We start from the raw sequence: 20775 nt of genomic DNA, 5'->3' as shown, positions 1-20775 counted from the left end.
CTTCAGGGCGTCGCGGCCGGCATCGCGGTCACGCGTGCGCTGGCGAGCGCATCGTCGAGCGACACGTGTCCTTCGAATGCCGACGACACCGGTAGCGGCCGGTTTTCCTCGATCGCGTGAGCGAACTGCACGCCGGCGTCGTCGGCGAGCCGTGCGCGCAGCGCGGCGACGTGCGGAAACGCATCCTGCTCGAACACCGCGTGATAGTCGGCCCAGCGGGCGATTCCCGCGAAATACGCGTCGGCCAGCGTGCGTTGCGCGCCGAGCAGCCACGGACCGTCGCCGCGCTCGAGCAGCGCTTCGAGGTGACGGTGCGCCTTCAGCACCTTGCCGCGACCGTATGCCTGCAGCACGGTTTTCTCGGCGCCTTCGGCGCCGTGTTCGTACACGTACCAGAGCGCACCGAACGCGCTGAAGAACGTCGTGTTCAACCACGCGAGCATGCGGTTCAGACGGTCGAAATCCGCGCTGCCCTGGCGGAACGCGAGGCCGCTATCGAGCGCCTGTGCGCCGACATGGCCGAGGATCGCGACGCTTTCGGTCAGCACGTCGCCGTTCGCGGTCACGAACGCCGGTGTCTCGGCGGCGGGGTTCAGCGCGAGGAACGCGTCGCTCGTCACGAGGCCCGGCATCGTGATGCGCGACAGCCGGTAAGGCCGGCCTGCCCATTCGAGCGCGACGATCGAGCCGAACGAGCAACCGGCGGGAATGCCGTAGAAGTTGATCGAGCAATCATGCTCCCATGACGAACGATCGCGCAGTAGCCGCTAGAATCGAAACCCGTCGTTTCTCCTGGTGGACGCTGACAGTGAATCTGAACGATCTCTACCTCTTCGTACAGGCGGTCGACGCGGGCAGCATGTCGGCGGCCGCACGTCGGCTCGACCTGCCGAAATCGACGGTCAGCAAGCGCGTGGCCGAACTCGAGCGCACGCTCGGCGCGCGACTCGTGCATCGCACGTCGCGCAGCTTCCGGCTGACGCCGGTCGGCGCCGAATTCTTCGAGCATGCGCGCGCGGCGGTGATCGAGGCCGAAAGCGCGCGCGACGCCGTGCTGCGGCAGGCGGCCGAACCGGCCGGCGTCGTGCGGATCACGAGTTCGGTGCCGGTGGCGCAGCACATCCTCGCGCCATGCCTGCCGGCGCTGGCGATCGTGCACCCGAAGCTGCTGCTGCAGATTCATGCGAGCGACCGGCTCGTCGACATCGCGCAGGAAGGCTTCGACATCGCGGTCCGCAGTCATTTCGCGCCGCTCCCCGATTCCGCACTCGTGCAACGGCCGCTGGCCACGTCGCCGATCGTCGCCGTTGCGTCGCCGGCATATCTCGCGCGTGCCGGCACACCGGACGCACCGGCCGACCTCGCTCGGCACGACGGGCTTCATCCGGGTCCTCAGCCATGGCGGCTGCAGCGCGCCGGCGACACCGTCGACGTCGCCCCGCGCATCCGGATGCAGGCGGACGAGTCGACGCTGCTGCTGCAGGCCGCGACGGCCGGCCTCGGGATCGCATGCCTGCCCGACTGGATCGCCGGCGCCGCGCTCGCGTCGGGCGCGCTCGTGCACGTGCTGCCCGGCTGGCGGGCCGGCACCGTCACGACCACACTGCTGATGCCGCACCGGCGCGGCCAGTTGCCTGGCGTGCGCGCCGCGGTCGAGTTTCTCGCGGAACACGTCGCGGCCCACCACGGCGCCGGCCCGGACGACGCGCACGCGTGAACGGGCCTTCCGCCGAATCGCGCCCACAATTCGCGCCCGCCTCCAATCGATTCAATTCCTGAATCGATCAAGTCAGTAATTGGCATGAAAGCGCATATTTCGCCGTGACAGAATGATCCGGACGCCGTGCCCCCGGGCATCGGCGTTCGGCGTCCGGCCTCCGGCCGGCAACACCACCACGAAAAAACGCGCGCACCCGACGCGCAGCCGCACGACGGCACCTTCCGCCCTTCGGAGGAGACACTGATGAATCCGCTTCACGCATTGCCGGCGTCCGCGTCGGCAACGGCCCGGCGCACCCGCGTGCGCTGGCTCGTGCTGACCGTGCTGTTCGCGGTCACGACGATCAACTACGCGGATCGCGCGGCGATCGCGATCGCGGGCCCGGCGCTGGCCCGCGCGCTGCACCTGAGCCACGTGCAGATGGGCTTCATCTTCTCGGCGTTCGGCTGGTCGTACGTGATCGCGCAACTGCCGGGCGGCTGGCTGCTCGACCGCTTCGGGTCGCGCATCGTCTATGCGTTCAGCATCTTCTTCTGGTCGCTGTTCACGCTGCTGCAGGGCGGCATCGGCTTCTTCGGCGGCGCGGCCGCGTTCGCGCTGCTGTTCGGATTGCGCTTCCTGGTCGGCGCGGCCGAGGCGCCGTCGTTCCCGGCCAACAGCCGGATCGTGTCCACCTGGTTCCCGGCCGCGGAGCGCGGCACCGCGTCGGCGATCTTCAATGCCGCGCAATACGCGGCGACCGTCGTGTTCGCGCCGCTGATGGGCTGGCTCGTGCACGCGTACGGCTGGCAGTCGGTGTTCGCGGTGATGGGCGTGCTCGGCTTCGCGTTCGTGCTGGTGTGGAACCGCACGATGTACGACCCGAAGGCGCACCCGCGTATCAACGATGCGGAGCTCGACTACCTCGCCGAAGGCGGCGCGCTCGTCAACATCGACCAGGCGACCGGCGCGCGCGACGGCGGACCGTCGATGCGTCACGTGAAGGCGCTGCTGAGGAACCGGATGCTCGTCGGCGTGTACGTCGCGCAGTACTGCATCAACGCGCTCACCTACTTCTTCATCACGTGGTTCCCCGTCTATCTCGTGCAGGCGCGCGGGATGTCGATCCTCAACGCGGGGCTCGTCGCGTCGATCCCGGCCGTGTGCGGCTTCCTCGGCGGGATTCTCGGCGGCATCGTGTCCGACGCGTTGCTCAAGCAGGGCCAGTCGCTGTCGGTCGCGCGCAAGGTGCCGATCGTGATCGGCATGCTGCTGTCGATATCGATGATCGTCTGCAACTACACCGACTCGCACGTGCTGGTCGTGCTGTTCATGGCGCTGTCGTTCTTCGGCAAGGGGCTCGGCGCGCTCGGCTGGGCCGTCAACGCCGACACCGCGCCGCGCCAGATCGCCGGCCTGAGCGGCGCGCTGCTCAACACGTGCGGCAATCTTTCCAGCATCACCACGCCGATCGCGATCGGCTATATCGTCGACCGCAGCGGCTCGTTCAACGGCGCGCTGGTGTACGTCGTCGCGCACGCGCTGGTCGCCGTGATCTGCTACCTGTTCGTCGTCGGCGAGATCCGCCGCGTCGAGCTGAACTGAACGGCGCGGGCCGCGCCGGCGGGTCCGGCGGCCCGTGCATCACCGGAACCAGGAGCGAACCGATGTCCGAATCCCGCCGTGCCGGCACGCCGCGCGTCACGCGCATGCAGGTGATCCCCGTCGCCGGCCGCGACAGCATGCTGCTGAACCTGTGCGGCGCGCACGCGCCGTATTTCACGCGCAACCTCGTGATCCTCGACGACAGCAGCGGCCACACGGGCGTCGGCGAAGTGCCCGGCGGCGAAGGCATCCGCCAGGCGCTCGAGCGGATGACCGGCCTCGTGGTCGGCCAGTCGATCGGGCGTTACCAGGCGACGCTCAACGCGGTGCGCGCGGCGTTGTCCGGCGCCGGTGCGACGGCCGGCCGGACGATCCGGCACGAGGTGACGTCGGCCGGCGAGGCGGCCGTGCTGCGCCAGCCGCACGAGATCAACCTGCGGCTCGACAACGTGATCACCGCGATCGAGGCCGCGCTGCTGGACCTGCTCGGCCAGCATCTCGACGTGCCGGTCGCGGCGCTGCTCGGCGAAGGCCAGCAGCGCGACGCGGTGCCGATGCTCGCGTACCTGTTCTACATCGGCGAGCGGCGCCGCACCGACCTGCCGTATCGCGACGAGACGCACGCCGCCGATCCGTGGTTCCGGTTGCGCAACGAAGCCGCGCTCACGCCGGCCGCGATCGCGCGGCAGGCCGAGGCCGCGGTCGAGCGCTACGGCTTCGCCGATTTCAAGCTGAAGGGCGGCGTGATGGCCGGCGCGGACGAAATGGAAGCGATCGCGGCGATCAAGGCGCGCTTTCCCGACGCGCGCGCGACGCTCGACCCGAACGGCGCGTGGTCGCTCGACGAAGCGGTCGCGCTGTGTCGCGGGCAAGGTCATCTGCTCGCGTACGCGGAGGACCCGTGCGGGCCGGAAGCCGGTTATTCGGGCCGCGAGGTGATGGCCGAGTTCCGGCGCGCGACCGGCATTCCGACCGCGACCAACATGATCGCGACCGACTGGCGGCAGATGGATCATGCGGTGCGGCTGCAGGCGGTCGACATCCCGCTCGCCGATCCGCACTTCTGGACGATGCAGGGCTCGGTGCGGCTCGCGCAGCTGTGCCGCGACTGGGGGCTCACGTGGGGTTCGCACTCGAACAACCACTTCGACGTGTCGCTGGCGATGTTCACGCATGCGGCCGCGGCGGCGCCCGGCACGATCACCGCGATCGACACGCACTGGATCTGGCAGGAAGGCGACGCGCGGCTCACGCGCGAGCCGCTCGAGATCGTCGGCGGCCAGGTGGCCGTGCCGGAGCGGCCGGGGCTCGGGATCGAGCTCGACATGGCGCAGGTCGAGGCCGCGCATGCGCTGTATCGCGAGGTCGGCGGCACGGCGCGCGACGATGCGATGGCGATGCGGTATCTGGTGCCGGGCTGGACGTACGATCCGAAGCGGCCGAGTTTCGGGCGGGGGTGACGGCGGCGGAGCGGACACGCGGAAAAACAAAAGGGCCCGGTCTTGCGACCGAGCCCTTCGGAATCCGTTGGTGGAGCGGAGGAGGATCGAACAATTAGCTAGAGATCCCGTGAGTGGTAGATCCGTGATTCCGATCGAGGACGGTTGCCCCCATAGTTGCCCCCACGTCTTCCTCGTTATCGACATGCTCTCGGGCCACCCGTCGGTATCCATCGGTAACCATCTGTCGAGATTCCTTCAACATGGCGCAGCATCGCAGCGCCAGCGGTCACCGAGTTCCGAGTACTTGTCCTGACGAAGCCGAGTTTCGAACAGAGGGGCCCCGATGGCAGCGTCACTATAGACCGCGAGCGCGAACGTGTCCTCGCAACTGGGCCGTTTTCGTCCAAAATGTGACTGTCACAACGCTCCTTTTGACGGCGAGGAATTTCGGGTTTTCACTTGGATGCGGACGCTTGCCAAGTCGGCTCAAAATTGCTCTTCGCGGAATCCGCGGGGGTAAGTGACAGGCGTCTGAGTTCGCCTAGTTCCGCATCAGCGTGCCGACTTCGGCATGCTTCATCAATTCGAAGTACCTGTTTCTGTCCAGTGTCGATGCGAATGCGTCCAGCTGTGCCAGCGATGCGCCCTTAAAGTTCTTCTCTAGGCTGGATCGCGCAAGCGTACGAATTGCCGAATTCTGGAGCGCATGTAACTCGAGGCGCTCGGAGTCGGGCTTTTCCCACTGCTGGCTGAAGACGGGGGTCATGAGCATACGACGCAAGGTCGACATATCTTGGCTCGCGGCGATCAGCTCCGACCGGGTCGAAATTACGGTCTTCTCGGAGCAATGCACGCGCGGATCTTCGTTCGACATCCCGAAGCCATGTTGATAGCACCAGGTCAGGATGATCCAGAGCAAAGCCTTTGCACGGACCGGGTGTTCCACGAGAAAGCGATTCAGCTGGTTTTCGTTCTCGAAGTATTCGTCGCTTGCGCTGGCGATGACCGCGTCGGCTTGCTCACAGATGCGCTTCTGTACGCCGGCCGTAAGCCGTCTGCCCTTCTCGGCCAAAGTGCGCGCCAAGACCAGCTCAACCAGCGCCAAGTAGTCGATCCGCCCCCCAGCGCGGGCCTGGTGGACCGCATCACGCAAACCGCCCGGAGCAGCGTAACTGACCTCCCTAAAAACCCGCAGTTGCATCGGAAGGACCGCAAACAACCGCTTTTCGTAGGCCCAGGTCTCCAGACAGTGCCGGTTGACCGCAGCATTCAACAGCAGGCGTGAGAACAGGGAGTCGTTCGATGCCGGCGTGTCTTCGATCACACGCGCCCAGGGATGAGTGTCAATCGCAACCTGCAATTTGGCGAGAGTCATTGCATGGCTGGCCTTGACGACATCCGATGGCATATCGGGCGTAATGGGATGCGCGTAGGCAGCACGCCCGCGCTCCCATACCATGGCCGTATAGAAGTAATTCGCAAGACACCACGCCGCGCAATCCACGCCGCTGCTTAGCTCCGATGGTGGCTTGGAGGTTCGCACAACGTGCGAATCGACCAGTGTGAGGATATGCGGATAGCGCTTACGTTCTTCGATCGGGATGCACATCGATACAAGGTCGAGGAACCGGCGACGAAGTTGCATCTGCTCGCTGATTTTTGAAGCCAGGACCTGTTCGCCACCCGTCTGTACTACGAGGCCGATGCGTGACTTGAGGTCTGCCTCGCGACGCGGAAATCTCCCGGTCAGTTGCTCATGCGGATAAGCCACCTGGGAAATACTCAGCCAGTTCCGGTTCTCATGGGTCATGATGCAATACACCATGTCGAAGATATTCATCTCCTCTTCGGACACCCGGGGCGGCTCCTGCAGGGAAAGTATGTCGCGAATGCCTCTTCGTGCGGCACGAGGGTCGACCTCGTGACGCGCCTTCCTCCACCTGGATTCCAGCGCTTCCCGAGCGAATTCATACGTCGTCACGCTTAAGCCCCTTTCAGCTTGATCTGAGCCTCTGCCGCCTTACGCGCGGCGGCATCCGCTTCCACGCGCGCACGGGCACGCTGCGGCACCCGCTCGCCGGCCTCATTGCTGCGATAGGCGGTGATGGTTGCGCCGGCCAGTACCATGCCTTCGGCGAGCGTCTTGACCCGGCCCGCGTCGAGATATTCCTTCGCGAGCGCGCTGATATAGTCAGCTTCCTCGCTCGATTTAAGGGCCTGATGCAAATGGTAGAACTGCTGGCCGTGGCGCACAACCAGCTTGCTCTCATCGAAGTAACTCAGAATCTTGCCCATTTTTTCGCTCCTGACGTTTGAATGTTGACGATGATCCCAGCCCGGAAATTCCGGGCGCCGGACACGCAGGACGAACTATTGCAAGATTAAGCCGCGAGCACAGTCATGAATTCCCCGCCAAAATTCGCGAGGCGGGCGGGCCATACGAAGCTGGAGAGTGCAGTTCGATAGCCGTCTCGCATTATCCTTTCCATCGCCTAGACTGTATTTGTCCGTACGCAATGGAGTGCGAGGAGAGCGATGCTCTCGATGGACTGCCTGCAATTGGTAGCGCGACGCACTCCGGCACACGAGATTCCCCGATAGAGATGTCGCCGCCGGCTGACTAACCGGCGGGGTGGCCGCATGTTCACCTCGCTCACTGTTTGAGAGAGGAAGACCATGACAACCGCCATCGTCCGAAGGCCCTTCGGCAACGGTATGGCCTCCGCGGTAATGTCGTTAGGGCATCCCATGCACGTTGCGACCAACAGTTCGGTTATCGAGTCTGGGCTGATGTCGAGTGTCGACCGCAATAACGCTTGGACCGCGCATGTAGCGCGCCAGCCATCCGCCGCAGTTCCAATTGCTCGACAACGACTCGGTGGATCCCTGCTCGTGATGCAGCAGCAGCCGAACGCAAAACACACGACATCTGGTGCCGCGCCATGGCCGCACAACTCGCGGAATCGATTTCAAACAATATGTGCATATGCATTGATCTGCAGCGGCCGAAGTCCGGCAGGACGGAACTGTCACATCTCCTGCAAGGACCCGGCGTTCCAGTGCGTGACCGGCGATACGCTGGTGTGGACGCCGACGGGCCAGCAGCGTATCGCCGACCTCGTGACACAGGAGGGCGTGCATAAGTGCGCGGTAGACCTAGTCACGATGAACGGTGTCGAGACGACGAGCGAAACGTTCAAGCGCTTCGCGACGAACCTGCGCAAGGTAACGCTGCGTGGTGGCATGAGCGTGCGCTGCACGCACGACCATCCGTTCTTGACCGAGAATGGCTGGGTGAAGGCCGAGGATCTGAAAATCGGGCAGCCCGTGATACGCGCATCGGCACTTCCGACGATCCATCGCACGGCCCCCACGCCACATCTCTGGTTTGACAAGGGCGCGAAGCGAACGCAGTTTTATGCCCCCGGTGCACTGACGGCCGATCTCGCTTGGCTGATGGGGTTCTGGACCGCCGAAGGCTCGGCGACGGCTGGGTACAACCGCGATTACGTGTTGTGGGCGACGACGATCCCGGAGTGCCAGCAGCGGGTGCTGTCGATTCTGCGTGGATGGGGGCTGAAGGCCGAGCTGAATGGGCGCCGCGTAAACGTGTATTCGAAGGCGTTCACAAAGTGGTGGCTGAAGCTGATGGAAGTCGTCGGCGAAAGCCGCGCCGGTAACAAGCGCGTGCCGAGCCGCATCCTGCGCTCGCCATTCATGGCCGACTATTTGCGCGGCCTGTTCCGCGGCGACGGCAGCGTCCATATCGCGAAGTCGGGGCATCGAGGGCGCCGGCTCGTCGTCAATTTCACGAGCCTCAGCCACGAGCTGACTGACACGGTACAACAGATGGTGATCTCACTGGGGCTCCATTGCGGCTACGCGCATGTGGAATCACGTGGCACGAAGTTCATACAGTGGTCGGGCAAGGCGGCCGAAGAGGTCATTAACGCGCTAAGGCTGCATGGTGACATCGAACCGCAGACGTATGGCGTCGGGGGCCGCTCGCGTAAGCGCTGCTGGGAAGTTAAGTCGGTCGAGCCGACGCTGGATGACTGGGTCTACGACGTCACGGTGCCTGGCAGCCATTCGTTCATTGCGAACGGCATGATGGTGCATAACACGATCCCGAAGCCCCCGAAGTAGGCGAAGCGGATTCGTGAGCGCTACCCGCGAGCACGGCAATGCGGCGAGCGAGTACATTAACTTATGAAACCCGTAAGCAAGGAGTCCTCGTATGGGCACCGACTATGACAAAGACTTCGCTGCCTGGGTCTGTGAGTATTCCGCGCTGCTGCGCGCGGGCAGGCTCGGAGAACTCGACGCCGAGCATCGGCGAAGCCGGCGCCAGATGCGCGGTGCCCGTGCAGACGCTGGCTCTGTCTCATTCGGTATTTGAGAAGGCACGCGGTAACGTCGCGCGGGTGCTGCAGCAACTCGCCAACGAGCAGGGAAGTTGACATCCTGAACCGGTCGTCCGGTGATGGGCCTAAGGGAAAGCGACGCCTCCAAGAAGTTGATCGCGGCGGCTGGGCCGTCGGACGAATCGTGCAGTAGTGGCTCGCTCGAAATTGCAATCAATTGCACTGTCACGCGGACCTCGTCGTGTCTTTCGGACGATCCCCTCATACCGCAGGACGTTCGATCCCGCGACAACAACGCAGGATGCGGTTCGCTGTCCGCGACCTCCGTCGCAACAGTCTCTGTCGTAATCTCATAAGTATTCTCTGTATATGACTGCTGGCCAGCACGCAACGGGTTGCTTGCTCATATGCAATACGTGCTTGCTGACAAGCAATAGCCGCTGCCTGTTGGCGGTCACCTCTTCGCCAAAGCCCCTGATTTGCACGGCGTCCCGTGCCGCGATACGATTGTCCGGTGCCATCCCGATCCGAGCAACGGAGTGCTGGAAGCCGAGAGGTTTCGACGGATCGCCCGCAATGGGCAACGAAAGCACTCCGGCGCTCGGGCTCTCCCTGATGAGATTTCGGTCGCTGGGTTTTCTCAACCGGGCGAGCTCGCGCTGTGCGCCTCACGCCCTAAGGGGGATCAAAAAAATGTCAGCGACAGCAATTGGCAATGCTAACGATCATAACGAACAAGGTAAGAAGAGGAAGTCGGGCCACACGAAGCCGAAGGCCCCGCAAATCTCGTTGCAGGAGCCGGGGTGGATCAGGGTCGCACATTTCCAGGCACTGCTCGGCGATCTCTCCCATTCAGCCTTTTACGCGAGATTGAAGCTCGGACGTGTTCCTAAACCCGACGGGCACGATCCGCGGCCGTACTGGAGAACCGAAACGGTAAGGGCGTTCTTGGGGGTGTGACGACCGGACCATCATGTCCGGTGCTGTAGGGTGCGCGTCGCGCTTGCTGCACCCGGTACGAAGCGCCGCCCTCCTTCTCGCAGCTCAGGAGAGCAACAGGCAGGTACAGCAGATACCGCGGCGAGTAGCGATGAAAAAGCCAGAACGTCTGCACCCAACAAACGTTCTGGCTAAGAACAGGTAGTGAGGCTACCCGGTGTTGACTCACTCATTATATGTCAGCTCCGGTTTTTGAGAATTGTTTTGCCGAGGTTGACTATGAATTGCGATGCTCTGCCCCCAGAGTGCAGCCACTTGCAATCGCTGCCCGTCAATGGCTCCATGCTCGCGTGCGCAAGCGCGCTCAGCAGCGCGAGCGCCGACAATCCCAAGCCTTGCAAATCCGCCCGCACGGTGGAGACCTCAAAAGGTCGCGTGCGAGCATGGTTTCCTGAATATCTCGAAGTATTGGACGATGAAATCTGGGCAGTCATGTTGGTATGCCAGCTTCTTTACTGGTATCAGGTCAATGACAAGGGCAAACCGAAATTGACTATTCGTCGTGCGAACGGCACGTACTGGATCGCGAAAACCGCTGCCGAACTTCACGCTGAAATTGGCATTAGCAAGGGTCAGCTGGGGCGTGCGGTGAAAATGTTGATCGCCAAGGGCGCTACCGTTGTGGAGGTGAGCGGATATGGTGCAAAGAAGACTACTTTCTATCGGCTGACGTGCGCGCAAGGCGCTAGCTTCATCAATGGCTACCCCAGCAAAGAGACGCTTGTTGGTTCAGCCAAAAGCACGATTTCGAGCATTTCGAAAGCACAGATTCAGGATTTCCAAAAGGACGAATCCGAGCTTCCCAATACAGATAGTACAGAAGAGACTACGGACAGAGAGCTAACTTCTGCGAGCGCTTCGCTGCTCGCAACTGCCGCGAGCGCCACCCCGTTGCCAGAAGGGAATCAAATCCAGAAAACCTGGGCCATCGAAAAAACAGGGGAAAAACCATCCCCGAATGCTCTGCTGTTATCTGATAAGTCTCAGCATGGAAATTCCGTGCAGTCGGAACCACCGCAACAGACACGCGAGGAGAACACCACGCCAGGGAGTTCATTCCTGAAGGAAAGCGAGGTAATTGCGGCGCAAGCCGCTAAGAAGGCCAGCGTGGGAGAACCCCTGCAGGCGAAGGGCGTACAGGGGTTGAGCCTGCTGTGGCGTAAGCGCGTCAATGCACTGCAGCAGGGGTACAAGGAGCTAACGGCGAAGGAGATTGGGCAGCTTAAGCACCTGCACAACGCGCTGGGACCGAAAGCGCCGGAGGTGCTGGAGTCCGTGCTGGCGGACTGGTGCAAGTTCGTGTGGACGGCCAAGGCGAAGAAGGGACTGACGGTCGCGCCCGAGCAGCCGGTGGTCGGGTTCGTGCTCGCGCACTACGACGTGGCGTTGCAATTGATTGCACAACCGCCCGAGCCCCCGACACCGAAGGTGGTCAAGCTGGTGCCCGTCGCATCGACGGCAATCAAGGGCTACAAGCCAAGTGAACAGCCGATGACGCCAGAGGAAAAGCAGGCGGCGCACATCGAGACGCTGGCGCAACTGGAGGCCATTCAGACGAAGGCCAAGGAGAAGCAGAAATGACGCCGACCGTGTTGGCCCCGGTGACCCACGCGCGGCTGCTGGTCGACATCGAGCGCCTGGTCCATCGCTCGACGATCTTGGGCTGAACGTCGAAAGCTACGGCGACACCTGTGCAATTGATTGCAATCGCTGCGCGGCACTGGGCTGGATCACTGTTTGCACCGCATGTACAACAAAGTCCTAGCCGGCTACTGCGCCTGGGTCGATCAGCCCCGGACACGTGGCTGATCTCCTGCCGTGCAAAACGGCTCGCGCGCAGCCGGTGAAATGATCGTGAGGCAGGCACTACCGGCAGCCCCTGCCGGCTCCGCGGCTCAAAAAACAGCGCCAGGACTCTCGCCTGACAGCTGGGCTCGGTCTCCTCGCAGCCACTTGGCGGCGGGGTCGAGGCGATGATGGCGAACAGCACTAATACTGGGCCGGTGAGGCGCTCCGCCGTCAGACAGCCTCGTTGCTATTGTCAATCGGGCTTTTGATGGCCAGCCATTCGTTGCTCAACGAGCGAGAAGAGCTCAGACGGGCGCAGTTCAAGCACGGCGCAGAGCTTGAACAGAATCCGAATGCTCGCGCTATGCCTGCCTAGTTCGATTAGAGACACATAGTTCCGTTCCATCTCGGCGGCATGGGCGAGCGCCTCCTGCGACAGGCCCTTTCGCCTTCGCAGTGCCCGCAAAACCTCGCCCAATGCCACTTCCGGCTCCATCCGCCCCCCTTTAGAGGGACGACGTTACGGGCGAGGCAAGGGATTGTCCTCACAATATTTTGGGCAAAAATTGGCTATCTTGGAGGAGCTGTTTGCTGCACGTGTCGGCCAGCGTTCAACCCAGAGCAGTCTGTGCAATCAATTGCACGCTGGCCGCTCACCCATTTGCGCGGCACCGAAAATAGGCAGGCAGAAAGGGGACCCACGAATGAGCGGCCAAAAAGAACCGATCCTGACCGACACGAAAAGGGCGTGCGTCGTCACGGTAGTGGCGCTGATCGTTGGCGTCTGCGTGCAATACGGGTACGTTCACGACTTGCACTATACGCACGCTAGCCAGGAGCGGGCCGCCGCCGAAAAAGCAGCAGAAGAGACGCGCGCATCTGCGGCCGACGACGAGAGAGAGAAGCAACATCAAATCGCCGAGGTCGAAGCAATGGTTGCCGCCTCCCTAAAGGATCCGCAATCGGCGCAGTTTCGCGATGTATATATTGGCATCTCGTACGCCTGTGGCCAGGTCGACGCACGGAATGGCTTCGGTGGCTATACCGGATTTAACGACTTCTTCGTAAGTGGCGTCGCGAGCTTCTATTTCGGCGATGCGCACCTGACCAGTGGTGCGAAAGCCTACATACGGGATCCCGACATGGCTGACACAGTGTGGGGACACATGCTGCCTGACGAGTGCCTCACCCACTGGTCAGGACAGCGGGGAATGGATTGGCTCAAGAGGGTAAAAGGCTTGTGAGCCTCAACGCTGGCGCCGCTGCACTCGGCCGTACGGCTCCTTCACCTAGGATCGACTCGCTGGCTTTGGTAGTTGGCAATGGATTCGACCAGACACGGTAACTGCGATCCCGAAGGCTTCGGCGGCGATCGACACGCGCAGCTGTAGACCGTTCTACATCCGCATGACGCATCGATAGAAAATCACCGATCTCGGTCATGATGCAAAAATAGTGGAAATCTGCACCTTCGGCCTCCCCGCCCATCGCCCTGTTCGGTCTTTACGCTCGTTGAAGATTTGGATTTCTTACTGCCCATGTATAGAAGCCCGAGCGTCTTCCAACTGACATGCAACATCCCGAATTGCAATTGATTGCAATCGCGTTCGGCATTGAGCCGGATACGAACGCTTTCGCCTCGAGGCATCGCGCGTCAAGATGCTCCGTGCTCTGCATGTCACGCTCAACGCGAGCCTACAAGGCTATGCTGCGACAGCGACACCTGCACCTACGGCTACGGCTGCAACGGGCTGGTGAACCTTAAGCTGGTGAAGGAACTGAACAAAGTTTCGGAGTGAGTCCCGTTCTACGTCGGTAATCCGATCGGAGTCAAAGTGCATGACATCATTTCGAAGTTGACGTATCTCATCAAGTTCCTTCACGAAAACGCCACGGTCAACTCGTAGCCCCAAACGTACCCAGTTGTCAGGATTCTGGATCAACCTGATATGCTCACCCAATGTCAGGTCTGCCACCGATTCAATGCTGTGTTCTGGATCATTCTCGTTGCGTACGGCCTCTAGTTCGAGCTGAGTGAAGCGACCGTCGATCAGTGCTCGGATATGGTTCTCAATTTCGCCAATCAGCAAGAACGGCTCAGCCAAGTCTTGGAACTGTTGGCTAAGGTCAGTGGTGGTTAGAATTCCAACGACTACGCGCCGCTCGTCGCGTACTAACACGTATGAGCTTTCGATAATTCGATTGATTACTTGGAAAATCGAATCGGTAGCTTTGACTTCGACATGCGGCCGCATACACTGCCGGACGAAGCGGGGCGGTGGATGGCCTAGTGTCATTGCGGGCCCGATACTCTCCCAACTAACAACACCTCGGACATCGCGCTCATTGGTCATGACAGGAAGCTGGGAATAGTCGTGCCGCAGCATCAAGGTCGCTGCCTGTTCCAATGTCGCGTCCGGGCCAATGGTCACCAGCGGCAATCTGGGATCGAGCAGTCGGCTCACTCGGTAGGCAGGCTCCACGCCAGCACCGCCGACAAACTCGACCACGGCTTCCACCTCTTGAGCCATGGGCTGGTCACCGGCTTGTTGGCCGGGTTCCACACCCGCTTGTGGCTCCTGCTGTGGTGCATTGGCAAGCATCAACTGAACGCGGCCGTCAATGTGCGAGCCTTCGAAGTCGGGCACAGTCTCTAGGCCGGCCTGCTCGAGCGCGCGTCGAACCGACCGATTCACGTTTGCCCCTCTTCGAAGGGCGTCGAACCACCCGATGAGTTCGCGAACGGAGATGGGCTCCGCTGGCCGTCCGTCTTGATGCGATTGGGCAATGTCGTGAAGGAGGCGATTTCTAGCTTCGGCTTCCATGATGGGCACGCGCGACGAGCTTAAAAGAGAAGAACAAAGTGACGTTGATCAATATAGCGCAACCTTGCAATGGTCGAACCGCTTTTTAACCTGTGGCGCGATCCATGCGGATGTGCGACGGCGTGTAGTACATCTTGGCGGAATTTCGGCTGTAGGTGGGCAGGAACCGCGCAACCCCGTGGGGGCTTACATCGCATTAAATCATCTTTATCGCCGTGCTCCATGTCGCGTCACTCGGTCTCAGAAACGGTTGCAATTAATTGCACGGGCCGCTGGGGCCCGTCGTCCAGCGTCGATTCGAATTCGTGATACATCGCCCATTCGACACTTGCAACGAAGCCCCACTCGGGTGCAGCATGTCGACGCGGACGATCAACGAGACTCGTCGCCCTGCTGCCGTCCGAGACCGACTACCAGTGTTGACCGGGCCCTGCGAATTGCAATAATGCGCTGTCGGCCCTCGGAGACGAACGAACATGGCAACCAAGCTCTCTCGCTCCCGCGAACTCGCTGCCAAGGTCCTCTTTTCCGCCTTTCAAATCTTGCAGGAGCGTGGCGGTGAACTCGCCGGTCGGGACGTCATCGCGGAAATCGAAAAACGCGTATCGCTCGATGACTGGGCCACCCAAACCTACGAGAGAACGGGTTACGTTCGATGGCAATCGATCCTGCATTTCTTCAGCATCGACTGCATCAAGGCGGGCTTTCTTCTCAAGAAGAAGGGCGTCTGGTACTTGACGAGCGAAGGTGAGCAAGCGCTCACGCTCGGTGAGGTGGGTCTCCTGAACGCAGCCGTGGAGGCTTATCGCGTGTGGCGCGAGAAGAATCAACCGACCACCGAGCCAAGGAACGGCGACGAGATGACCGAGATCGGCGAACAGGCGCAGGAAGCGACCATTCACGAAATGGAGCAGCTCGCGGCCGAGGGATTGAAGAAGCAGATCTCGCTGAAGAACCCCTACGAGCTCCAGGATCTGGTCGCAGCCCTGTTGCGCGGGATGGGCTACTTTACGCCGTTCGTCGCCCCCGCTGGCAAAGATGGCGGCGTCGACATCATTGCATATCGAGATCCGCTCGGCACGGTCTCCCCGCGAATCAAGGTACAGGTCAAGCACAAGATCGACACGGCAGCGAGAGTTCAGGAAATCCGCGAGCTGATGGGGCTGCTCCAGAAGGACGGCGATGTCGGAATCTTCGTAGCTTCGGGTGGGTTCACGCCCGAGGCCAAAGCCACGGCCCGCAGCTCACACGCGCATGTCGAGTTGATCGATTTGGGTCGGCTCATCGCGTTGTGGCAGCAGTTTTACCCGCAGCTCGCCGAGGAAGACAAGGTGATGCTCCCGCTGACGCCGATCTACTTCTACGCGCCATCGGTGTAGAAAAAACGTGAACGGTGAGGTCGACGCAAGATTCTACCCGCTGTTTATGATGGTCGACACTGGCCCATCTAGTCTCGACTATTGAAATCAATTGCACGGATGCGACTACACGGTGTCTCCTGCTGCGTCGCACGAGTGTGAATTCATCCAAATCGCTGGAAATGCCGAATACTTTGAGCGCGATAACCAAGTGATGCCGAAAACGGCCGCTGGCAATATCGCGGTTCCGACCAGGGCTTTAGCTTGAACGTGCCGTCATGCTTGGAACCACTGTCCGATCAATCCTAGAAACTAGTCATGGAACGTCTCTACGCGCTGGATAAAATACTGAGCAAGGCCTTCGCGGACTTCGCGGCGATCTCAGACGAAATCGATCTGCCACTGATCTGCGATCTTTCTGACGACGCGCCGATCAGCCGCCTGACCTATAGCGGAATCTACCGCATTGACATCGCAACCCTCGCCACGCCCGACACCAGCGTCTCTGCATGGATGCAAGCTTTTCGCGCAGAGTGGGAGCACGAGGACTACAAGAAGAAGTTCACGCCGAACCTCAAGAAGAAGCGGATCAATCGCCACCGTTCCATGCCAGAGTGGCTCCCACTTTATCTTGGGAAATCAAGAAATGTGGGCGCGCGAGTCCTGGAGCATCTCAATCTTGGGCTCGACAAAACGACCTTCGCGCTGAAGCTCCGGGCGCGGCCGACCATGGCCACGCGTGCATTTCGCTTGCACGTACTCGAGTTGCGCGTTGAAAACTATGACCTCATCGCCCCGGCACTTGAGGCAGCCTTGCGTGACCGATTCAATCCGATCGTGGGCAAGCAATAATCAGACATCTGAGACAGTGATCCACCAGTGCACCACGGATCAAATTCCACTAAACAATTAACCGATCACAATAAAGCTTTACATTAAATGTATTAGGACTACGATTTAATAATATCCAAATACATCTCCATACCCGCCCATGCAAGCCAAGCAAGCAGTGCGCATCAATGCTCCGCCTGCGTTAACTGCAATCCTCGAACACATTGCGTCGACATCGGTCGCCGTCGGCGCGCTTCCACTGCTTGAGGCGAGTGACCGCTGGTTGCTCGCCTCCAACCTGCAGAAGGCGATTCGCCTGGGCCTGACGGACGTGGCGCTGGCGACGATGGTGAAGCTGCTCCAGGTCGACGAACCATATCTCTGGCGGCGCCTTCCCGTGGTCGCCTATGAGGATGTGGGCGCGGGAAGCCATGAGCGCTGCCTCGAAGTGTTGCAGCTGTTCCGACGCGCCGCGCTCCATCGGCGCTTCGGCAGCATGCGCGTCGCCGGCTACCTCGTCCGCCGGCTCTGCGAGGCCTCAAAGAGTCGTGCGCTCTGCGACGCCATCGCGGCGCTCGAGTTCTCGCCCGAGCTGTCGAGACTCGAGCAACAGGTACTGGCGCTTAATGATGCCCAGTTGTTGGCGGCCATCGCGGCGCCCACGGCCGATGTGACCCATCGCGTCGCCTGCTTGCGGCAGATCTGCGGCTACCACCGTTTCTGCGGCGGCGCCTGGCGCACGGTCGCCGCTCCCCGTCGCGACCTGATGGAGGCGGTCTGCGATCGGATGCAGCTCTCCCCGGATGAGCACGCGTTGTTTCTCTCCGGCAATGGCGTGACCGACTCATTGAATATCCCCGTGCCGGTCATTGCCGAGTTCCTATGCATGCAGCCTCCCGTGCTCCGCACCACGTCGACTGGCTTCGCCGGACGGCACGGCATCCTGTATGCCGCGCTGGACCGCCATACGCGGGTGGGCAAGCGCTGTTTTGCCGCCCTGCTCGCCGAGTCGGTCGTATTGCGCCGCTATTTCCGCGCCCACCCCGGCGTCGATCCGGTCGCCGCGCTCGGCTGCGCCGCATTCGTCAGCGAAGGCGCCCGGCTCGACCGCGAGCTGATTTTTAACGGCCGAGATCTATTGCGTCAGCAATTCGAGCAGGCGTTCTTTGCCAGCGTCGGCCTGCGGCCGGACGCCGCCGCCGAGCTGACCGCATTGTTACTCGACGAGCGGGAGGCGCTGAACGCGCTGCGGGCGGAGGCCTTGGCATGATCTGGATCGCCGCCCGCGTTTTACTAGCGATAACACCCACTTATCGCTACCTAACCAGGGCGCCAGTACAACGCCAGTCACGTCCCGGAACGCCAGGCCGCCGGCCCACCCTGCCAGGCCAACCATGAAAGGAGCAACAGAATGGAGCACCGCATCGAGGTTGAATCGACCACCCGCTGGGACGACGTCCAGTACGAGACGGTGATCCCGAAGTGCCTGTCATGTATCCATTGGCGCGCGGATACCTTGGCGTGCGCGTCGTACCCGCAAGGCGTGCCGCGAGAAATCCTGCTGAATCTCGTGACCCATTTCCTGTACCGCCGCGCAGAAAAGGGACCCTCACGTGGAACTCGCTGAACTCCTGCCGTGCGGCCGATATCCTGCAGCGCCCGCTGCCCTGGTCAAAGAATGGCCCGCCGATACTCTGCCGGGCACCGTTGGCTCCTATGTCGCCGCTGCCATCTCCGACAATACGCGAAGAGCGTACAGGGGCGATCTCACGGACTTCCTCCACTGGGGCGGCACCATCCCCTGCACGCCAACGGTCCTCGCCGCGTACCTCGCGGACCAGGCCCCAACCTACTCCCCGCATACGATCGCCCGCAGGCTCGTCGGCATCAGCCGGGCGCATCTGAGCCAAGGATTCGCCGATCCCGCCCGGAGCGACTTGGTCCGCACCGTGCTGCGTGGCATCCGGCGCCAACATGGCGGCCCCCAGCGCCAGGCCGCGCCGCTGCTGACAGACAAGCTCCTCACGCTGCTCCCCGTCGGCGCCGACCTCAAGAGCCAGCGGGATCGCGCGCTGATCCTCACCGGCTTTGCGGCCGCGCTGCGCCGGTCGGAACTGGTCGCACTGGACCTGCGCGACCTCGCCTTTGTCGACCAAGGCATGGTGCTGACGCTGCGTCGAAGCAAGACCGATCAAGCGGGAGTGGGTCGAAAAATCGGCGTGCCATTCGGGCGACCCGGTGCCTGTCCGGTGACGGCTGTAGCCCAATGGCTCGAGCACGCGCACCTGCATGAGGGCGCGGTGTTTCGCGGAATCGACAAGCGTGGCGTACTACGCGGCGACCGCCTGACCGCCCAGTCGGTGACGCTCATCGTCAAGGCGCGCGCCCGGGCCGCAGGATTCGATCCGTCCAAGTTGTCCGCGCATAGCCTGCGAGCAGGCCTCGTCACCAGTGCCGCGCGGGCCGGCATCCCGTCTTACAAGATCCAGCAACAGACCGGGCACCGCTCGCTAGAGATGCTCACACGGTACATTCGCGATGCCAGCCTGTTCGACCAGAACGCGGCGAGCGTGCTGTAAGCGGAACCGCCGCCGAGAGCGTGACCGACAATTGCAATCAATTGCACTTTGCCATCGTGTCGAAGGGGTACACAGACTGTTGATTTCCACCGAATCTTGACCCACCGTTTTCATCTAAATCTGACCCACCCCGAGACAGCGTAGTACATCTATTCCGGTGTGGATAACTCCTCACTGCCTGCTGCTTTTGCTGCTCTCTTTCTGGTTGTCTTCGCCTTGGCAGAACTGGACTTGAAGCGCCAGGATTCATTGCCCGTTTCGACGATGTGGCAGTGATGGGTGACGCGGTCCAGCAGCGCCGTCGTCATCTTTGCGTCTCCGAACACGGTCGCCCACTCGCCGAAGCTGAGGTTGGTGGTGATCACGACACTCGTGTGTTCATACAGCTTCGAGAGCAAGTGGAACAGCAATGCGCCACCGGTCTGGCTGAACGGCAGGTAGCCCAGTTCGTCGAGGATCACCAGGTCGACGTACATCAGCTTATGGGCGATCTGGCCTTGTTTGCCGATGGACTTCTCCTGCTCCAGTGCGTTGGTCAGCTCGACGGTCGAGAAGTAGCGCACGCGCTTGCCGTGGCGCTGCACGGCCTCAATTCCGATCGCTGAGGCGAGGTGCGTTTTGCCGGTGCCGGGGCCACCGATGAACACGACGTTGTGTGCGCTTGCGAGGAACGACAGGTCACTGAGTTCTCGAACCAGCGCTTCATCGACGTGCGCCTGCGCGAAGTCGAAGCCCTTCAGGTCGCGGTGAGCCGGGAAGCGAGCGGCGGTCATCTGATAGGCGATCGAGCGCACCTGTCGCTCCGCCGTCTCAGCCATCAGCAGCTGCTTCATGAAGCGCTCCGGGTCGAACTCCGTGTGACGCGACTGCGCCAGCAGCTCTGGCCAGGTGCTCGCCATGCCATGCAGTTTGAGCCCCTTAAGCTGGGCGGCGATGTCGTTAGACATGACGGTCCTCCGGTGGGTTGGCGCGCAGGGTTTCGTAGCGGCTCACGTCGGCAGCCGGCTCTTCAGTAAGCTGGAGTTTCGTCGTCGCGAGGTTGGTACTCGTGGTGGGCGCCTTCAACCGGCTCAGCACGTTCAGAACGTGTTCCCCACTGGGGCGTCCCGAGTCCAGCGCTGCCTGCACAGCAAGCAGCACGGCATCGAGTCCGTGTTCGCGCACCGCGGCGAGCACCTGCGTCATAATGCGATCGCCTCCCGGGTGCTTCAGTAGGTGTCGCTGCAACTGCTGCAGCGGCTGTGGCATCGTGATGAACGGAGCACCATTGCGCAACGCGCCGGGT

18 protein-coding genes and 1 pseudogene are annotated in these 20775 nt (G+C 61.8%); 12 read left to right on the top strand and 7 right to left on the bottom strand.

The window, feature by feature from the left end:
• Window positions 1-2: 2 nt before the first annotated feature.
• On the bottom strand, window positions 3-725 hold the full coding sequence (locus tag DID99_RS31470) for a glutathione S-transferase family protein (protein ID WP_124668267.1): 723 nt from the start codon (window positions 723-725) through the stop codon (window positions 3-5).
• Between the two features lie 17 nt (window positions 726-742).
• On the opposite strand from DID99_RS31470, the gene DID99_RS31465 reads away from it, so the two are divergent.
• From DID99_RS31465 to DID99_RS31455, 3 genes are all read left to right on the top strand, one after another.
• Window positions 743-1717, top strand: a complete 975-nt coding sequence (locus DID99_RS31465) for a LysR substrate-binding domain-containing protein (protein WP_124668266.1) — start codon at window positions 743-745, stop codon at window positions 1715-1717.
• Between the two features lie 246 nt (window positions 1718-1963).
• Window positions 1964-3304: an MFS transporter gene (locus DID99_RS31460; RefSeq protein WP_124668265.1), complete on the top strand. Its 1341-nt coding sequence runs from the start codon at window positions 1964-1966 to the stop codon at window positions 3302-3304.
• 62 nt (window positions 3305-3366) lie between these two features.
• Window positions 3367-4764, top strand: a complete 1398-nt coding sequence (locus DID99_RS31455; RefSeq protein ID WP_124520492.1) for an enolase C-terminal domain-like protein — start codon at window positions 3367-3369, stop codon at window positions 4762-4764.
• A 523-nt stretch (window positions 4765-5287) separates the two neighbouring features.
• On the opposite strand, the gene DID99_RS31450 is transcribed toward DID99_RS31455, so the two are convergent.
• Window positions 5288-6586, bottom strand: a complete 1299-nt coding sequence (locus DID99_RS31450) for a hypothetical protein (RefSeq protein WP_124668264.1) — start codon at window positions 6584-6586, stop codon at window positions 5288-5290.
• A 143-nt stretch (window positions 6587-6729) separates the two neighbouring features.
• Complete coding sequence (locus DID99_RS31445) at window positions 6730-7041, bottom strand: hypothetical protein (protein ID WP_124668263.1); 312 nt, start codon at window positions 7039-7041, stop codon at window positions 6730-6732.
• A gap of 768 nt (window positions 7042-7809) precedes the next feature.
• On the opposite strand from DID99_RS31445, the gene DID99_RS31440 reads away from it, so the two are divergent.
• The 3 genes from DID99_RS31440 to DID99_RS31435 all read left to right on the top strand — a co-directional run bounded on the left by DID99_RS31440 (window position 7810) and on the right by DID99_RS31435 (window position 11690).
• Window positions 7810-8892: an LAGLIDADG family homing endonuclease gene (locus DID99_RS31440; protein ID WP_185733847.1), complete on the top strand. Its 1083-nt coding sequence runs from the start codon at window positions 7810-7812 to the stop codon at window positions 8890-8892.
• Window positions 8893-8983: 91 nt separating this feature from the next.
• Window positions 8984-9145 carry a DUF29 domain-containing protein gene (locus tag DID99_RS37065; protein WP_148094685.1) on the top strand — a complete coding sequence of 54 codons (162 nt, stop codon included), beginning with the start codon at window positions 8984-8986 and terminating at the stop codon, window positions 9143-9145.
• Window positions 9146-10364: 1219 nt separating this feature from the next.
• A complete protein-coding gene (locus DID99_RS31435; RefSeq protein WP_124668261.1) occupies window positions 10365-11690 on the top strand; it encodes a hypothetical protein in 1326 nt (441 codons plus the stop codon).
• Between the two features lie 460 nt (window positions 11691-12150).
• Here the strand turns inward: DID99_RS31435 and DID99_RS31430 are convergent, their stop codons facing one another.
• Entirely contained in the window at window positions 12151-12393 is a 243-nt protein-coding gene (locus tag DID99_RS31430) for a helix-turn-helix domain-containing protein (protein ID WP_124668260.1), read from the bottom strand.
• Between the two features lie 208 nt (window positions 12394-12601).
• On the opposite strand from DID99_RS31430, the gene DID99_RS31425 reads away from it, so the two are divergent.
• Window positions 12602-13141, top strand: a complete 540-nt coding sequence (locus DID99_RS31425) for a hypothetical protein (protein ID WP_124668259.1) — start codon at window positions 12602-12604, stop codon at window positions 13139-13141.
• A 459-nt stretch (window positions 13142-13600) separates the two neighbouring features.
• On the opposite strand, the gene DID99_RS31420 is transcribed toward DID99_RS31425, so the two are convergent.
• Entirely contained in the window at window positions 13601-14722 is a 1122-nt protein-coding gene (locus tag DID99_RS31420) for an HPP family protein (protein WP_124668258.1), read from the bottom strand.
• 476 nt (window positions 14723-15198) lie between these two features.
• Here DID99_RS31420 and DID99_RS31415 point away from each other — a divergent pair, with 476 nt between their 5' ends.
• The 5 genes from DID99_RS31415 (at window position 15199) to DID99_RS31395 (ending at window position 19490) form a co-directional block, all read left to right on the top strand.
• A complete protein-coding gene (locus tag DID99_RS31415; protein ID WP_124668257.1) occupies window positions 15199-16101 on the top strand; it encodes a restriction endonuclease in 903 nt (300 codons plus the stop codon).
• A gap of 297 nt (window positions 16102-16398) precedes the next feature.
• Window positions 16399-16932: a hypothetical protein gene (locus DID99_RS31410; protein WP_124668256.1), complete on the top strand. Its 534-nt coding sequence runs from the start codon at window positions 16399-16401 to the stop codon at window positions 16930-16932.
• 139 nt (window positions 16933-17071) lie between these two features.
• Entirely contained in the window at window positions 17072-18181 is a 1110-nt protein-coding gene (locus tag DID99_RS31405; protein ID WP_124668255.1) for a hypothetical protein, read from the top strand.
• Between the two features lie 141 nt (window positions 18182-18322).
• A complete protein-coding gene (locus DID99_RS31400; RefSeq protein WP_124668254.1) occupies window positions 18323-18538 on the top strand; it encodes a hypothetical protein in 216 nt (71 codons plus the stop codon).
• A complete protein-coding gene (locus DID99_RS31395) occupies window positions 18525-19490 on the top strand; it encodes a site-specific integrase (RefSeq protein WP_221623065.1) in 966 nt (321 codons plus the stop codon). The genes DID99_RS31400 and DID99_RS31395 overlap by 14 nt, the downstream gene beginning before the upstream one ends.
• A gap of 149 nt (window positions 19491-19639) precedes the next feature.
• Here DID99_RS31395 and istB read toward each other — a convergent pair whose 3' ends face one another.
• Window positions 19640-20437, bottom strand: coding sequence for an IS21-like element helper ATPase IstB (istB, locus tag DID99_RS31390; protein WP_124668253.1), 798 nt, complete (start codon window positions 20435-20437; stop codon window positions 19640-19642).
• Window positions 20430-20775: pseudogene (locus DID99_RS31385) on the bottom strand (IS21 family transposase); the annotation flags it as partial. The pseudogene DID99_RS31385 and the gene istB, both read right to left, overlap by 8 nt.

The organism is Burkholderia sp. Bp8986, from assembly GCF_003854225.1.
Taxonomy (GTDB): domain Bacteria; phylum Pseudomonadota; class Gammaproteobacteria; order Burkholderiales; family Burkholderiaceae; genus Burkholderia.
This window is presented reverse-complemented; position numbering and strand designations above follow the sequence as displayed.

Coding starts and splice junctions, on each gene's coding strand:
- DID99_RS31465 (WP_124668266.1), top strand. CDS start 743: ATGACGAACGATCGCGCAGTAGCCGCTAGAATCGAAACCCGTCGTTTC.
- DID99_RS31425 (WP_124668259.1), top strand. CDS start 12,602: ATGAGCGGCCAAAAAGAACCGATCCTGACCGACACGAAAAGGGCGTGC.
- DID99_RS31400 (WP_124668254.1), top strand. CDS start 18,323: ATGGAGCACCGCATCGAGGTTGAATCGACCACCCGCTGGGACGACGTC.
- DID99_RS31430 (WP_124668260.1), bottom strand. CDS start 12,393: ATGGAGCCGGAAGTGGCATTGGGCGAGGTTTTGCGGGCACTGCGAAGG.
- DID99_RS31420 (WP_124668258.1), bottom strand. CDS start 14,722: ATGGAAGCCGAAGCTAGAAATCGCCTCCTTCACGACATTGCCCAATCG.
- istB (WP_124668253.1), bottom strand. CDS start 20,437: ATGTCTAACGACATCGCCGCCCAGCTTAAGGGGCTCAAACTGCATGGC.
- DID99_RS31415 (WP_124668257.1), top strand. CDS start 15,199: ATGGCAACCAAGCTCTCTCGCTCCCGCGAACTCGCTGCCAAGGTCCTC.
- DID99_RS37065 (WP_148094685.1), top strand. CDS start 8,984: ATGGGCACCGACTATGACAAAGACTTCGCTGCCTGGGTCTGTGAGTAT.
- DID99_RS31460 (WP_124668265.1), top strand. CDS start 1,964: ATGAATCCGCTTCACGCATTGCCGGCGTCCGCGTCGGCAACGGCCCGG.
- DID99_RS31445 (WP_124668263.1), bottom strand. CDS start 7,041: ATGGGCAAGATTCTGAGTTACTTCGATGAGAGCAAGCTGGTTGTGCGC.
- DID99_RS31410 (WP_124668256.1), top strand. CDS start 16,399: ATGGAACGTCTCTACGCGCTGGATAAAATACTGAGCAAGGCCTTCGCG.
- DID99_RS31450 (WP_124668264.1), bottom strand. CDS start 6,586: ATGAATATCTTCGACATGGTGTATTGCATCATGACCCATGAGAACCGG.
- DID99_RS31455 (WP_124520492.1), top strand. CDS start 3,367: ATGTCCGAATCCCGCCGTGCCGGCACGCCGCGCGTCACGCGCATGCAG.
- DID99_RS31405 (WP_124668255.1), top strand. CDS start 17,072: ATGCAAGCCAAGCAAGCAGTGCGCATCAATGCTCCGCCTGCGTTAACT.